The 14,946-nt window shown below is 66.5% G+C and carries 12 protein-coding genes and 1 pseudogene; 7 read left to right on the top strand and 6 right to left on the bottom strand.

The window, feature by feature from the left end:
• Positions 1-181: 181 nt before the first annotated feature.
• The 4 genes from ACFV8T_RS44700 to ACFV8T_RS44685 form a co-directional block, all read right to left on the bottom strand.
• The gene (locus ACFV8T_RS44700) at positions 182-487 is read right to left on the bottom strand and encodes an FAD-dependent oxidoreductase (protein WP_385339449.1); all 306 of its coding nucleotides are present in this window, start codon (positions 485-487) and stop codon (positions 182-184) included.
• Positions 488-506: 19 nt separating this feature from the next.
• Positions 507-1,028 carry a hypothetical protein gene (locus ACFV8T_RS44695; RefSeq protein ID WP_385339446.1) on the bottom strand — a complete coding sequence of 174 codons (522 nt, stop codon included), beginning with the start codon at positions 1,026-1,028 and terminating at the stop codon, positions 507-509.
• Between the two features lie 64 nt (positions 1,029-1,092).
• A complete protein-coding gene (locus ACFV8T_RS44690) occupies positions 1,093-2,640 on the bottom strand; it encodes a flavin-containing monooxygenase (protein WP_385339443.1) in 1,548 nt (515 codons plus the stop codon).
• 723 nt (positions 2,641-3,363) lie between these two features.
• Positions 3,364-3,501: a hypothetical protein gene (locus ACFV8T_RS44685; protein ID WP_385339440.1), complete on the bottom strand. Its 138-nt coding sequence runs from the start codon at positions 3,499-3,501 to the stop codon at positions 3,364-3,366.
• A 255-nt stretch (positions 3,502-3,756) separates the two neighbouring features.
• Between ACFV8T_RS44685 and ACFV8T_RS44680 the strand changes: the two genes are divergently transcribed.
• The gene (locus ACFV8T_RS44680; protein WP_385339438.1) at positions 3,757-4,611 is read left to right on the top strand and encodes a helicase associated domain-containing protein; all 855 of its coding nucleotides are present in this window, start codon (positions 3,757-3,759) and stop codon (positions 4,609-4,611) included.
• A gap of 146 nt (positions 4,612-4,757) precedes the next feature.
• On the top strand, positions 4,758-5,360 hold the full coding sequence (locus ACFV8T_RS44675) for a GNAT family N-acetyltransferase (protein WP_385339452.1): 603 nt from the start codon (positions 4,758-4,760) through the stop codon (positions 5,358-5,360).
• A 341-nt stretch (positions 5,361-5,701) separates the two neighbouring features.
• Here ACFV8T_RS44675 and ACFV8T_RS44670 read toward each other — a convergent pair whose 3' ends face one another.
• Positions 5,702-7,924, bottom strand: a complete 2,223-nt coding sequence (locus tag ACFV8T_RS44670) for a discoidin domain-containing protein (RefSeq protein ID WP_385339435.1) — start codon at positions 7,922-7,924, stop codon at positions 5,702-5,704.
• Between the two features lie 259 nt (positions 7,925-8,183).
• Positions 8,184-9,374, bottom strand: a complete 1,191-nt coding sequence (locus tag ACFV8T_RS44665; protein ID WP_385339432.1) for an ROK family protein — start codon at positions 9,372-9,374, stop codon at positions 8,184-8,186.
• 98 nt (positions 9,375-9,472) lie between these two features.
• On the opposite strand from ACFV8T_RS44665, the gene ACFV8T_RS44660 reads away from it, so the two are divergent.
• From ACFV8T_RS44660 to ACFV8T_RS44640, 5 genes and pseudogenes are all read left to right on the top strand, one after another.
• Positions 9,473-10,768, top strand: a complete 1,296-nt coding sequence (locus ACFV8T_RS44660; RefSeq protein WP_385339429.1) for a Gfo/Idh/MocA family protein — start codon at positions 9,473-9,475, stop codon at positions 10,766-10,768.
• A gap of 128 nt (positions 10,769-10,896) precedes the next feature.
• Entirely contained in the window at positions 10,897-12,267 is a 1,371-nt protein-coding gene (ngcE, locus tag ACFV8T_RS44655; RefSeq protein ID WP_385339426.1) for an N-acetylglucosamine/diacetylchitobiose ABC transporter substrate-binding protein, read from the top strand.
• A 182-nt stretch (positions 12,268-12,449) separates the two neighbouring features.
• Positions 12,450-13,394, top strand: a complete 945-nt coding sequence (locus ACFV8T_RS44650) for a carbohydrate ABC transporter permease (protein WP_385339423.1) — start codon at positions 12,450-12,452, stop codon at positions 13,392-13,394.
• A 30-nt stretch (positions 13,395-13,424) separates the two neighbouring features.
• Positions 13,425-14,342: a carbohydrate ABC transporter permease gene (locus tag ACFV8T_RS44645; RefSeq protein ID WP_385339421.1), complete on the top strand. Its 918-nt coding sequence runs from the start codon at positions 13,425-13,427 to the stop codon at positions 14,340-14,342.
• Between the two features lie 123 nt (positions 14,343-14,465).
• A pseudogene (locus tag ACFV8T_RS44640) lies at positions 14,466-14,852 on the top strand (IS21 family transposase); the annotation flags it as partial.
• Between the last annotated feature and the right edge of the window lie 94 nt (positions 14,853-14,946).

The raw sequence follows: 14,946 nt of genomic DNA, 5'->3' as shown, positions 1-14,946 counted from the left end.
GCCATGGTGAGCTCTACCTTGCTGGTGTGTTCGTGATGCATGTGCACGGTTCCCGGCCGGCCGGGAACCGCATCCGCCGGGAACCGGCCGGCTCAACGACCGGGAGGTCAGTCGGACAAGGCGGTTCGTGGGGCCCGCCGCGGCACGTGCTGCGGCGCCCCGGACGAAGAGCTGCCGTCCTTCACGGCACGCTCGACGTCCTCCGCGACCAGGTCATGGTTGAGGGCGAACGCGGCGCCACCCCCTGTCCCGCAGCGGTGATCACGAGCGCCTGCGCGTCGGACACGTTGCCGACCGCCCACACCCCGAACACACTGGTCCGGCCCGCAGTGTCGGTGGTCACCCAACCGTTGGGGTCCCGCTCGCACCCCAGGCCGGTGAGCAGGGTGTCGTGGGGCACCATGTGCGGGAAGACGAAGACCGCGGAGCGGGGGACGACATGCCCCTCGACCAGCTCGACACCACGCAACCGGTCACCGTCCGTCACCAGACGCTTGACGGTCCCCTCAGCGCCGACGATGCCGCGCGCGGCCAACGTACACCGCCAGCGTGTCGGGCGCTGCCGTCGGAGTTGAACATGTGCGCCCGCGACGGCCGGGCGTGCGCAGCAGCAGGCCGAGCGAGATCAGTCCGGCTACGGCGGCCAGCAGCGTGGACCAGAACCAGAAGTTCACCCAGGTATCGGGGACTGGCAGCAGCAGCACCAGCACGGCTGGATAGAGGATCAGCAGCCGGCGCAACCGGCGCTCCGCACCGAGCTGTTCACGCAGACGCCCGCAGGCTCCCCCGGCCGCCGGGCCCGTTCGCCCGGCGGGTATTAACTCGTCGGCGATAGTCCGCCGCCACGTGTGCACGGTGGCGCCGATCATCGTGAGCAGGAGGCCGAGCCCCAGTAACTGGAACCAGTCGGGCACTCTGGGGTGACTGGGCGTGGTGAACAGCAGCATGGGCACCGAGAACAGGACTGCGCTCAGCGCTTCGGCAGCGAAGAGGCGGGTGGCCGGAGTACGGAACAGCGCGGTGGGCACGATCAACTCCCTGAGCGGGATCCTCCGGCTGCTGCGGGCACGAGGACGCGTCACGACCCTGGACTCACCCTTCAGAATTCCGTGCGGCCCGGCCTGACGGCTGCGGACGCGGCGGGGCGGCGCCCTCCGCCGTCAGCACGTACTGCCGCGGGTCGAAGGCTCGCGTGCGACGACGGAATCGCCATGTCGGTTCGGGCCAGATGGACGTGATACGACCGGTGCGGTCCTGGTACCAGCCGACGCAGCCGCCGGCGGCCCAGACCGTCGGCTCCATCCGGCTCTGCAGCTCCGCGTTGAAGGCGCGCTGGGCCTCGGCACGCACTTCCACGGCGGTCAGGCCCCGGCTGCGCATCAGCCGCAGGCAGCTGAGCAGGTAGTCGATCTGCGACTCGATCATGTAGATGAGGCTCGTGTGCCCCACGCCGGTGTTGGGACCTGCCATCAGGAAGAGATTGGGGAATCCTGCGACCGTCGTGCCGAGGTGGGCCTGCGGGCTGCCTTCCCAGACCTCGCTCAGGGACCGTCCGTCGGCGCCGATGACCTGCTGCGCGTACGTGGCGTCAGTGACGCGGAACCCGGTTCCGTAGATCAGCACGTCCACCGGGTGCTCGGCGATGGCATCTCCGTCCCGCGCCGCAGCGGTGGGCGCGGTGAGCACCGCATCGGGCCCGATGCTCGTGATCGGATCAGTGACCACGTCGACGTTGGGCTGGCCCAAGGACGGGTAGTAGTCGTCGGACAGCAGGACCCGCTTGCAGCCCAGTTCGTAGTCCGGGGTCAGCTTGGCCCTCATTCCCGGGTCCGCGACCTGACGGTGCAGATGGCCAAGCGCCTCGCGTTGGCCGAAGGCGGCCATGGTGCGGTTGCCGAGCAGAGCGGGCAGCGTCGCCTCCCGGGCCAGATACTCCCAGCCGCGAGCCAGTCGCTGCACCGGCGGTGCCAGCCGGAACAGACGTTGCTGCCACTGCGGGATCGGCCGATCACGGCGCGGCGCGATCCAGGGCGGAGTGCGCTGAAAAACCGTCACCTGCCGTGCCGTGCGCTGCAGGTGAGGTACGAACTGGATTGCGCTCGCGCCGGTCCCGATCACTCCCACCCGCTTGTTGCTCAGATCCAGGTCGTGCCTCCACTGAGCGGAGTGAAACGCCTCGCCGATGAAGCTGTCGAGCCCGGGCAGCGAAGGAACGGCCGGTTCCGACAGCGGGCCTTGGGCCAGTACCAGCAGCCCGGCGGTGAGCGGACCCGTGCTGGTCCGCAGGTCCCAGCGTTGCCGCTCGGAATCCCAGGTAGCGCGTTGCAGTTCGCAGCCGAGCCGCAGATTCGGCGTCAGGTCGTACTCGTCGACGCAGCGCCTGAGGTACTGCCCGATCTCCTCGCGCGGAGCGAAGCGCCGACTCCACGCGGGATTGGGCGCGAAGGAGAACGAGTACAGGCGCGAGGGAACGTCGCAGGCGCACCCGGGATAGGTGTTGTCCCGCCATGCGCCGCCGACCTCGTCGGCCCGCTCCAATATGAGCACATCCCGGTGGCCCTCCTGCAGCAGCCGAATGGCCGTACCGAGCCCTGAGAATCCCGCGCCGACGATGACCACGGATACGTGGCGTCCGCTCATGGCATCCCCCTGCACGGGGCCGTGAGCCTGCGACACGGCCCCCGGTCCGCGCGGAGCCGTGTCCGGGCGCTGTGGGTTGGTCATGATCCTCCTCCATCAACATTCTGCTCGATCTCAAACCGATCGTATAGCAGTCGATCGTATCCGACCAGAGAGGTAGGTGAATAAGGAACCGCCCACCGCCAGACCCGGCGGGATCGGGGTGGGGGCGCGAGTGGCGGCCGGGCTGCCCGAAGCGACCGAGACCACGGTGGGCATGGGCGCCGGCCCCGGGCTCGGCTCAGGGGCAGCTCCGGTACGGGAACCGGGCAGGACACGCGACATCGGCCCAGGCCAAAGCGGTCCAAGGGGCCTTGCCGTTCTCGCCCTCGGCCTGGCCGAGGGCGAGAACGGTCACGATGTTGGGATGCTGCAGCAGGGCGGTGATCCGTGCCTCGCGGAGGAACCGGGTCCGCGCCTCGTCGCCCGACTGCCGCCACCGGACAGCAGAGTGATCACCTTTACCGCGACCAGACGTTCCAGGGTGCCGTCGCGCGCTTCCCACACCTGGCCCATGCCACATTCACCCAGCTGACGAATCAGCCGGTAACGGCCCCGAGAAGTTGGTCCCGCACCACACAAGCCCCCGTTCAGAATATATCTGACTGCCCGACATTACTCCGGTACCCAATGGCCCCGGGCCCAACAGCGAAACCCGGCGCCGTGAAGGCTGCCGACTTGACGCTACGTCGGCAAGGCGTCGTGGATCGTGGCATGCATGGTCCGGATGCGATCGGCGAACCGGTGGCCGGTCGGCCACGGTGAGCCGGAGGACTCCTCCACAGCGGCCAGGAGGACGCCCACGACCAGGACCAGGAGCACGACGGCGAGGACGGTGAGGACGTCCTGGAGGACGGAGACGGGGCGGGGTGCGGGTGAGCGGGGCGGCGGCCCGGGTGCTGCGGTTCAGCGAGGAACGCGACCCCGCAGTCCTGGCCCAGTTCGTGCGGCTGCGGGTCTCGACCCGGAGGGTGCCTACTGGCGGCGTGGGATCGAGGCAGCCGGGCGGTGGCTGCGCGAGACCGGGAACGGTGCGCTGCGGGTGCCGTACACGGTCGTCACGCCGGAGGACCGGGCGTGGTCGGTGGGTATCCGCTCGGGCAGTGGATCGCCGAGCAGCGCCGCGCCTACGCGGCCGGGGTGCCAGAGGCCGGGCGGGTGGCCGAGCTGGAGAAGCTCGGGATGGTGTGGTCGGAGCAGGAGGCGGCCTGGGCGGACGGGATCGCCGTCGCCAAGGAGTACCGCCGGGGTACATGGGCACTTCCTCCCTCCGACCACTGCAGTGTGGGAGGGGCATCCCATTGGGGCCTGGGCGAAGAACACCTGCGCGGCAGCGCGCAGGGCGCGGGAGAACGAGAAGCCGCGCGCGGCCAGCCGCCCCGCCCCTTCGGGGCGATGACCGAGGCGCGGCGGGACGAGCCGGACGCGATCGATCCGGGGTGGTGCCCGGTATGGGACACCGGGTGGCAGCGCTGCTACCGCCTCGTCCACAACCACGTCCAGGCCGGCGGAACCCTCCCCACGGCTACGGGCGACGTCATCATCCAGGGCGAAGACCTCGGACGCTGGGTCACCGCGCAACGGTACGGGCGGGAACAGCTCCAGCCCGTGCAGCAGTGGATCCTGGAGAACACCCTCAAGGTCACACCAGCCGAGGAAGACGAGCGGCCGGTGAAGCAGACGCAGGATACGAAGCGGGCGGGCAACCTCGCGGCGGCGCGGCAGTTTCACACGCGTGAGGGGCATCTTCGGGTGCCCCGCAAGCACGTCGAGCACCTGGAGACGGAGACCGGCCCGACAGGCCGTCAGGGCGGTGCTGAGGGGCCCGTGGTGGTCAAGCTCGGCACCTGGCTCGACAACGTCCGTAAACGCGCCGCGAAGCTCCCCGAACAGCGCCGGACAGACCTCGACCAGCTCGGCATGTGCTGGTAGATCGAGCGCGGCAGTGAACGCACGAGCTCATTTTCCGTGAAGGGCGTGCTGAGTGTCGGCTGACTCCGGACTGTGCAGGACATGAGTGCCCGGCCCAAAATGCGTTGCCGAAGGAACAAATCTGCTGTCAAGATCGCTTGGTGAACATGCCGCAGCACCAGAACGCCCCTTCCGTACGTTCCATCACCGACGCCGATGTCCCCACCGCGGTCGACACCCTCGCCCGGGCCTTCGCCGACTATCCCTTCACCCGGCACGTGATCGCCGCGGACGGTCACGAGGACCGGATCCGGCGTTACCAGGAGCTGTGCCTGACCCGCATCGGAATGGTGTACGGCCGGGTGTGGGTCGCCGACGGGGGCCGTGCTGTGGCTGTCTGGGCCGTACCCGGCCAGAACCCCTCGCCCGCATTCGCCGAGCTCGGCCCGGTACTCGGCGAACTCAGCGGTGATCGGGAGGCTGCCTCTGCTTCTGCTGAGCAGGCCGTCGCGCCCTACCGGCCGCAGGAGCCGGGATGGTTCCTGGAGACGGTGGGAACCGCCCCCGAGGCCCAGGGGCAGGGACTTGGCAGCGCAGTGCTGCTTCCCGGCCTCGAAGAGGCCGAACACGCCGGATGCCCGGCGTTCCTGGAAACTTCCAGCGAACGGAACGTGGCTTTCTACGAGCGACTCGGATTCAAGGTCACAGCCGACGTCCAGCTCCCTGACAACGGCCCCCGCACCTGGTGCATGCGCAAGGACCCGCGCTGAGAGTCTGTGGCTATGTTCACGACTCGCGTCAGCAGTTGTTCACCGCTGCGGGAGGCTCCCGCACGGCGGTGATGTCGATGTTCACGGCTTTGAGCAGCAACATGGACCACGCGCCTGGCACCCGGCAACGGTGCCGGTTGCGGCCAGTAGGTATCAGTTTTGCTGTCGTAGGACTGAACAATGAGCGCTTCTCCCCGCCGCCGCAGTGTCCACATTCGCGGACGGCCCGGCTTGATGCCCTGTGCCAGCAGTGCTCAAGCCGGGCCACTGACTGTTCATCAGATCAGACATCAGGCGAACGCATGAACATCGACGCACGAGATCCAGTTTCGCAACAGACCTTACGTGGCTGAGATTCCGATGGCCTTGAAGTCGGTGATGTGAACACCAGAGTTGGCAGAGTTTCCGGTCATGTTGACGCGCAGGTAGCGAGCGGTGGTGTTGACCGGGTATATGTCACCAGTGCTGGTGGCCTTGGAGGTGCCGTTCTTCGTAGCGATGGTCGTCCAGTTGACGTGGTCGTTACTGGCCTGCACCTCGTATTGGTAGAAGCGGGTGCCATCGACATAGTTGGTCACGATGATGCTGTCGATGGTGTAGGTGCCCTGGAGGTCAACCTGCCACCACTGGGGGGCGGGATCGGTTCCCCAGTAACTGGCGTTGGTGGGGTCGCTGTCTACCGCGAGCGCCGGCGCGCTGTGGCCCTGGGTACTCTGGGCGGTCGCAGGCTTGTTGAGAGCAACGTTGTAGGGCGCCGGGCTGAACGGCGGTGCTGTTCCGACTGCGGTGAACTTCAGAGCCTGCTCGAATTCGGTGCGCGTTCCGCCAACCGTGCTGGGATCAGCATTGGGCCAGTTGCGTGGCGGGGTGGTCTCTGCCAGGCGCGCGGGTTCGGCGGACAGGCCGAGCACCAGGCTGCTGTAGCGGTTGACGAGCCGGTAAGAACCCAGCGAATTGTTGTTGCGGTCGGTGTTCTTGAGGAAGAACCATTGCTGGCCGACGTCGGACGGATTCGCGGTTGCGGCTATCGGCTGAGTTCCCCAGGCCCTGGAGGTGGTGGCAGTTGAGGGGACGCCGAGGGCTTGGCCTGTCGCCGCGTTGGTGATGAGGTACGAGCCGTCGCCGTTGGGCCGGAACGCCCAGGCTTCGAGCCCGGAACCGGTGGGTGAGGCCAGCGAGGTGGTTGCCGTGCTGCCGGTGACTTGGGTCAGAGTGCGGCCCGAGACATTCGCAATCCGGTAAGTCTTCGAGATGTCGACCGGAGGTACGGCGGGTGTGGTGGAGTCGAGCGTGATGTCGCGGTACTCCGGACTTCCGGAGGGGCATCCGAAGTCGCAGTAGCTGCGGAAGGTCCTTCCGACGATGGTACTGCTGCTGCGGTTCCCGCTGTCGACGAACCAGTGGTACCAGTAGTCCTTGTACAGGACTGATCCGGTGTCTGCGACCTTGCGCCACTTCTGAGTGGCGAGGTTGTCGGTGACGAAGAAGGGCTCGGCATGTGCGGAGTCGTTCGGGTTGAAGGGGTTGGCGCCCGCGACGTACAGCCCGAGGTGGGCGTTGTAGGAGACGTTCATGTAGAGCAGCGGGGACTGCGGCGGCAGGGTGCCGGCGGCAAGCTGCTGGCTGACGCACCCGGGGTTGGAGGGCTTGTAGTCCTCGTCGACAGGGGTATAGCCGTTGGGGTTGGCTTCGGTGACGTCGAGGATGTTGCTTTCCTGGCCACCGACGCCGGGCTGTGTCCAGGCGCCGTCGTACCACTTCTGCCAGCTGCCGGTCGCCATCTTCTTGGAGATGGGGGCACGGGCGACGTGCTCCAGACGGTGGATCGCGCCGTTGCAGCCGGGCTTGTCGATGATGCTGGAGGCGTAGAAGACGTAGAAGTAGCCGGAGGCCGTGTCGACGAAGAGTCGCTGATCACCGTCGCCGTAGTAGTAGGTCTGGTTCGGGAAGGCGGCCGTGTCGCCGCGCTTGGTGCTGTACGGGGATGTGAGTACGTTGCCGACGATGGTCCACGTGAGCCCCTGGTCGGTTGAGATGGCGTAGTCGATCGCGTCGTAGTGCATGCCGTCGCCGAAGGGCGCCGGGGTGAACTCGTTGTGGACCAGACCGATCCAGTCTCCGGTGTCCGGATCGACCCAGGTGCCGATCAGGTCGCAGTAGTTGCGCTGCGAGTAGTGGGAGGTGGAGGGAGCGCTGGTAGCCGACAGCCCGGTGGGACTCTTGTTGCACAGTGCGGTGGTGTCGTTGTTGGCGGCGTTGAGTGCGGCCGAGGGCGGGGCATTGTCGAAGTCTCTGCCGGAGTTGAAGCGCCAGTACCGTGGGTCTGTCGGTCCGTAGAGTGCGGCGGACTGCTGGGTGTAGAACGTGCCGTCCTTGTCGATGTACGGGCTGGACGGCGAATCGGAGGCGAAAATGTTCCCCCCCTTCGACCCCACGGTGAGCGTGTAGCCGGGGTCGGTGGACGCGGGGGCGGTGATGGCCGACGCGTGGCCTGGCACAGCCGCGCCGGTTGCTGCCAGCGCGATGGCGGCAAGTATCGCCGCCAGTCTGTGGAAACGTGGCACTGGGTTCCTCCTTGTGAAGGCAGGCCGCCCGCGACTCTCCGCCAGGGTTGGCGGGCGATGTCGGCGGGACGGGATGGGCAGGCCGAAGCCGCAGTGCCTCGCCTGCAACCCGAGGCTAGTTTTTCACCTCAGTTAAGTAACTGAGGGAAGTAAAGGGACCCCAAGCCGGTCCGTCAAGGGGGTGCGTCGAGGCGGGCCCCTCGCGTCATCGGCGCGGGGAGAACGCAGCGCTGCGGGGCGGCCCGGCCCCACACGCCTGTCACAGGCCCCGAATGGCGGCAGGGGTGAGGGGCTCGGCGCTGTCCAGCTCCGTGAGGCGCTGGTCGACAGTGTCCAGGGCCAAGCGAAGCGCGCCGAGGGCAACGACATCGTCGCCGAGTTCGGAAGCCTTCAGCAGCGGAAGATGTGGACACATGCCGGCCAGTTCAGCTCCCAGCCGGGGCAAGAGCAGGTCTGCGGCGTGGGAGAAACCCCCTCCCAACACTACGAGTTCGGGGTCGATGGTGAGCACCATGGCGGCGATTCCGTGAGCGATGTCGGCGACGAACCGGTCCACCGCAGCGCGCGCGGCCTGGTTCCCGGCCCTTGCTGCCGCGAACACTCGGTGCGCCGCGTGGTCGCGGTCTCCGGCGGCGCCTTCCCCGATGTCCGTGGTGGCCAGGCGTTCTGCTGCGTCGGGCCAGCCCGCGCCACGCAGGGCGCCGATCTCGCCGGCGGCGCCGGCGGCGCCGCGGTGCAGCCGGCCATCGATGATCAGGCCGGCGCCCAGCCGGGTCCCGGCGAGGACGTAAATGACCGTCCTGGCGCCATGACCACGCCAGCGTTCGCCGAGCGCGGCGAGATTCGCGTCATTGGCTACTTCTACGTCGCAGTGCAGCGAAGGGCTGATCAGTTTGCCCGGGTTGAGCCCGTTCCAGCCCGGAAGCAGGGCGGATGCGGTGACCGTCCCATCGGGACCGATGATCCCGCTGGTACCCATCGCCGCAGCCCACATGTCTGCCGGGGTCAGTCGGGCCTCTGCGAGCGCGGCGTTCAGTGCCCCTTGCGCCGCGGCTAGGCGATCGGGTGCCGGATCGCTCGGCGAGACCATGGCGCTGCCGCTCCCGACGACCTCGGCGGCCAGGTCGGCGATGAGGACCTGGACGCGGTGCACGCCGATGTCGAGCCCGACGACGTGTCCGGCCTCGGCCCGGAAGCGGTATCGGCGTGCAGGTCGCCCAACCGCTTTCCTGCCGGCGGTCTCGCTTGCGGCTTCGGTCTCGGCGAGCCAGCCGTGAGTGCCGAGCCCCTCGGCTACCACCTGGGTCGTGCGCCAGGACAAGCCGGTGGCGTGCGAAACCTCGCGCAGCGAACGCGGAGCACCATCGCGCAGCACCGCCAGAACGGACAGTTCATTCACCCGGCGAAGGGGCGTCTGGTCGCGCGCGGGCACCGGAAACGATTCGGTCACGGTGAGCTACTCCTCTTGACGCGGGGGCATCTCAATCATTTACTTCCCCCAGTTACATATCTGAGGTAATAAATTATCAGGTCAGAGGGGCATCAAAGATGAAACCGGCCAACAATCACCCCATCAGTGTGGCGATAGTCGGCGCGGGTACGCGCGGGCTCGGCTACGCCCGGCGGGCTACGGCCCAGGGGGCACGCATCACCGCAGTGGCCGACCCCCACCCCGAAGCGCGGGCGAGCTTCGCGGCCGAGTTCAACCTCGCGCCCGGACGCGTCTTCGATGATGCAGCTGCCCTGCTGGGTGCTGAGCGCCTCGCGGACGCGGTCGTCATCTCCTCTCCGGACACCTGCCACGCCGACCAGGCCGTTCTCGCGGCACAGCAGGGATACGCGATGCTGCTGGAGAAGCCGATGGCGCTCGACGAAGACGACTGCGCGCGCATCATCGAGGCAGTAGAGCGTGCCGGGGTCGTGTTCACCGTGGGGCACGTACTGCGTTATACGCCTTACACCCAGGTGCTGAAGGGGCTGCTGTCCTCCGGACGCATCGGCACCATCGTCAGCATCGAGCACCTGGAGCCGGTGGGTTGGTGGCACCAGGCGCACTCGTACGTACGCGGAAACTGGCGCCGCGAGGATGAGTCGGGGCCGATGCTGCTCACCAAGTCCTGCCACGACCTCGACTGGCTGATGTATGTCATGGACGAGGAACCTGACAAGGTCTCCTCTTTCGGCTCGCTGAGTCACTTCACTGCGGCCCACAAGCCGCTCTCGGCTACGGACACCTGTGTCACGTGCCCGGTGGAGCAGTCCTGCGCCTACTCGGCCAAGAAGATCTACATGAGCTGCCTGGGTGACCCGGTACGGGAGTACTGGCCCCTGTCGATGGTGACCCGCGACACCACGCCGCAGGGAGTGCTGGCAGCGCTCGAACACAGCCCTTACGGACGCTGCGTGTACTCATGCGACAACGACGTGGTCGACCACCAGGTCGTCGGCCTGGAGTTCCCCAGCGGAGCCACCGCCTCGTTCACCATGACCGCGTTCACTCCGCTCGTCCACCGAAAGACCCGAATCTTCGGAACCCGAGGCTGCCTTGAAGGGGATGGCGAAGTCGTGCGCCTGCACGACTTCGCCACCGACCGAACAGAGGAGCACCGCATCACCGACACCCACCCCGGAGCGTCCGCCGCCGACGGTCACGCCGGTGGTGACGATGCGCTCATAGCAGCGTTCCTGGATGCAGTGGCCACAGGTGACACCAGCGCCCTTCCCTCTGACGCCCGAACCAGTCTGGCCGGGCACCGGGTGGTCTGGGCCGCCGAGAAGGCCCGGCTCTCGAAAACAGTGGTCGTGCTGGACGCGCCGGACACTGCCGACGCCCCGGTCGCGTAAGCATCCCTGCGCCAACTCGAGGAGGGCAACGGTGCGCCGCCTCCCTCCTTCCAGACAGGAGAAACCCATTGACTCCCACCACGCGCTCGTCGATGAGCCGCAGGCAGCTGCTGGCCCGTTCCGCTGTCATGACCGCGATGGCCGTTCCCGGGGCGAGCCTGCTCAGCGCCTGCGCCGGCGGCAGCGGTTCCGGGACCTCGAACACAGGCGGAGCGAAGAGTACCGCCAACCCGTTCGGAGTCGGAGCGAACGCGCCACTGGACGTCTACGTCTTCAAGGGCGGTCTCGGTGACGGTTTTGCCAAGGCGTTCGAGAAGCTGTACCAGGATCGGTACCCCGGCGCCGAGATCTCGCACAGCAGCGGCCAGGACGTCACCGGAGACCTGCAGCCTCGCTTCAACGCCGGCTCACCGCCGGACCTGATCTTCAACGAGGGCGACAAGAAGCTGAAGCTGGACGTGCTGCACGCCAACGGCCAACTCTCCGATCTCACTTCCCTGCTGGACGCTCCTTCCATCGACAACCCCTCGAAGAAGGTGCGGGACACCCTGCTGCCCGGCACTGTCGAAGCTGGCCGCATCGGCGACGGCGTCTTCTCACTCAACTACGCATTGACGGCATACGGCCTCTGGTACTCCCCCAGCCTCTTCGAGAAGAACGGCTGGGCGGTTCCGGAGACGTGGAAGGATTTCACCGTCCTGTGCGCCACCATCAAGGCCGCAGGCGTAGCCCCGTGGGCCCACCAGGGCAAGTACCCCTTCTACATGATGGTCGTGCTCATGGACATGGTCGCCCGGGCCGGTGGTGAGGACATCATGAAGAAGATCGACAACCTTCGGCCGAACGCGTGGCGTGAGGATGCTGTCGTGCAGTCGGTGGAGCGGATCCACTCGCTGGTGGCCAAGGGCTACATGTTTCCTGGCACTGAGGGCCTGACCCATACTGAGGCGCAGACGGCATGGACCCAGGGCAAGGCGGCTTTCATCCCCTGCGGTTCTTGGCTCGAACAGGAGATGAAGGGCACCGCACCGGCCGGCTTCGACATGGCCGTCATGCCGATGCCTGCGGCGCCGGGTGACAAGATGCCCCCCACTGCGGCGCGAGCAGTCGCGGCAGAATCCTTTGCCGTGCCGGCCAAGGCCGCCAACAAGGCTGGCGGCGTGGAGATGCTGCGCATCATGTGCTCCAAGGCCGGAGGCGGAGCCTTCGCCAAGAGCGCTGGGGCGCTACCCGTGGTCAAGGGAGCGGTCACACCTGAGATCGCGGCCACGTTGCCGCCGGGCATCAGGTCCGCCAGTGCACTCATCAACGCCGCCGGCGACAACGTCATCTCCTGGAAGCACCCCGTCTGGTACTCCAAGCTGCAGACCGAACTGGAAACTGCCATGGGTGAGCTCACGGGCGGCCGCATCAAGCCTGGCGAGTTCATCGAGAGGGCACAGCGCGCTGCGGACCGCACCCTGGCTGATTCCTCGGTGCGAAAGTTCACCCGAGCCTGACTCTCATCGCCCCACTCCGGGTTGCCCCCGAACCAGAGTGCCCCGACCAGACCGGTACACCGGGGCCACGCACTCAACCTCCGTGTCCGCCTTCCCGGCAGTCCCTTTGATCCACGTCTTCCCACCCCCGCACGCGCCGGGGGAACCCGTGCCACCCATGTGCCCGACCAGGAGCGAACTGTATGCGGCTGAGAAGAACCCTTCGGAAGGATCTGTTCGTCACAGCCTTCCTCATCTGCCCCACAGGCCTCTACGCGGCATTCGTACTCTGGCCATATCTGGAAACCTTCGGCTATTCGCTGACCGACTGGTCCGGGGTGGCGCCACCAAGCAGGTTCGTAGGCCTGGAGAACTACAGCAGGCTGTTCAAGGACGAGGTGTTCCTGGCCGCGCTCTGGCACAACGCACAGCTGCTTGTCGTCCTGCCGGTGGTGACGATCGTGCTGGCCTTGTTCTTCGCGTTCATGCTGAACGTAGGCGGGCGCCGGGGAGCAGCCGGAGTCCGCGGCATATTCGGCTCAGCCTTCTACCGCACTGTCTTCTTCCTGCCCCAAGTGCTCTCCGTCGCGATCCTGGTCATCATGTTCCAGGCGGCCTACCGCTCGGACTCCGCCGGACTTCTCAACGGCATCGCCGCCACCTTGGGGCTCATCGACCCCCGCAGCCCGCTCCCCTGGCTCGCCTCGCCCGACGCCGTTCTGTGGTGCATCCTCGCCATCCTGGTCTGGCAGGGAGTCGGCTTCTACCTGGTGCTCTTCTCCGCCGCGATGCAGTCGATACCCAAGGAAATCTTCGAAGCCTCGCTCCTCGACGGCGCGAGCCGACGGCAGACCTTTATGAGGATCATCCTCCCCCTGTTGTGGGACTCCGTCCAGACGGCGTGGGTGTACCTCGCGATCGCCGCAATGGACGCCTTCGCCCTCGTCGCAAGCCTCACACCAGGCTCGAGCTACGGCGGGGGGCCTGATCACCGTAGTGAGGTCCTCGCGACCTACTTGATGCGCAACTTCCTGGCCTTCGGCAATGCCGGCTACGCCTGCGCGATGGGCGTCGTCATCTTCGTGATCACCCTCGCGCTGTCACTCGCCGTGCTGCGCTTCACCCGACGCGACAGCGTCGAGTACTGACCGTCGAGTACCGGCAAAGGACTTCCCACCATGACCACCAGAACCGACGACCTGCGCCTGCCGGAAGTACGCGGCCGTCGTACGACCGACCGCCGGCTGGAGTTCGGCGCGCAGGGCCGAACCCTCAACGTCTTCTCCCACGGCTTCCTCGCCCTATGGGCCGTCATGATCATATTGCCGACCCTGTGGGTCGTGCTCGGGTCGTTCAAGAGTAATGCACAGCTCGGCTCAAGTGCTTGGAGCTGGCCCACGCACTGGTCCTTCGGCTCGTTCGCGCGGGCCTGGTCCCAGGGAATCGGCGGCTATTTCGCGAACACCTTGGCAGTCATGGCGGTCTCGATAACCGCCACTATGCTCTTCGGCTCTATGGCTGCCTACGTATTGGCCCGCTACCGGTTCCGAGGCAACCGGGTTATCTACTACGGCTTCGTTGCCGGCGCCATGTTCCCGGTCTATTTGGCACTGGTCCCCTTGTTCTTCCAGGTGAATAACCTTCACCTGTTGAACACCCGTACCGGGCTGGCGATGGTGTACACCGCCTTCTCGCTGCCGTTCACCATATTCTTTCTTCACTCCTTCTTTCGAACGCTGCCCACCGCCGTCCAAGAGGCAGCGTTCGTGGACGGATGCTCACACACAAGGGCGTTCTTCCAGGTCATGCTTCCTATGGCTCGCCCCGGACTGGTCTCGGTCGGCATCTTCAACGTCCTGGGCCAGTGGAACCAATACCTCCTACCCGTAGTACTCATGCAGCGCCAGCGCGGCGATACAAAAGCGCACCAGGTAGTAACGCAGGGGCTGGTGAATCTCCTCTCCGCGCAGGGTTACGCAGCGGACTTTCCTGCCCTGTTCGCCGGCATGACCATAGCCATGCTCCCCGTCCTGGTGGTCTACCTCTCCTTCCAGCGTCAGGTTCAGGCCGGTCTGACTTCGGGAGCACTAAAGTAGACGTCCAACCATCCCCCGCGTATGACTGCGCTGCACCCAACGCAACTCACAGGCAGTAAGATTGCTGCTGTTCCCGCCTTCCTGTTGATCCGAAACTCATTGGGTTCACTCATTGAGGATGTATTGATCCAAAACAGTTCGGGTTCTGGGCTGTTGGTGAGGTGTGAGCGGTCTGGTTCGGAGATCGCCCGGTAGACGGGCCTGGATCGCAAGACGGTCCGGAATTACCTGTCGTCGCCGGGCCCTGCGACGCCGCCGCGGCGGTCGCCGAACGGTCGGTCCCGGACGAGGGTGATCGACGAGTTCGCGCCGCTGGTCGATGCGATGCTGCGGACCAAGGTCCTGATGAAGGCCGCGGTCATCCATGAACGGCTGGTCACGAAGTACGGGTTCACCGGGAACTACCAGCGGGTCAAGCTCTACGTTCAGGAAGCCCGCCCGCGGGTCGCCAAGGAGTTCGGCATCACCCCGAAGGAACTGGCCGGCATACACCGTAGGTTCGAGGTGATGGGCCTTGACCCCGGATCTTGAACACGTCTATGCGGCTCGGGTCAGGGTAGTTGTTGTTGGGCGGAAGGTGTTTTCGTAAGCGATCGGGGAGCGC

The organism is Streptomyces sp. NPDC059832, assembly GCF_042731715.1.
Taxonomy (GTDB): Bacteria; Actinomycetota; Actinomycetes; order Streptomycetales; family Streptomycetaceae; genus Streptomyces.
The sequence above is the reverse complement of the archived record's forward strand: the minus strand, read 5'-3'. Positions and strand labels throughout refer to the sequence as shown.

Coding starts and splice junctions, on each gene's coding strand:
- ACFV8T_RS44645 (WP_385339421.1), top strand. CDS start 13,425: ATGACCACCAGAACCGACGACCTGCGCCTGCCGGAAGTACGCGGCCGT.
- ACFV8T_RS44675 (WP_385339452.1), top strand. CDS start 4,758: ATGCCGCAGCACCAGAACGCCCCTTCCGTACGTTCCATCACCGACGCC.
- ACFV8T_RS44650 (WP_385339423.1), top strand. CDS start 12,450: ATGCGGCTGAGAAGAACCCTTCGGAAGGATCTGTTCGTCACAGCCTTC.
- ACFV8T_RS44660 (WP_385339429.1), top strand. CDS start 9,473: ATGAAACCGGCCAACAATCACCCCATCAGTGTGGCGATAGTCGGCGCG.
- ACFV8T_RS44690 (WP_385339443.1), bottom strand. CDS start 2,640: ATGAGCGGACGCCACGTATCCGTGGTCATCGTCGGCGCGGGATTCTCA.
- ngcE (WP_385339426.1), top strand. CDS start 10,897: ATGACCGCGATGGCCGTTCCCGGGGCGAGCCTGCTCAGCGCCTGCGCC.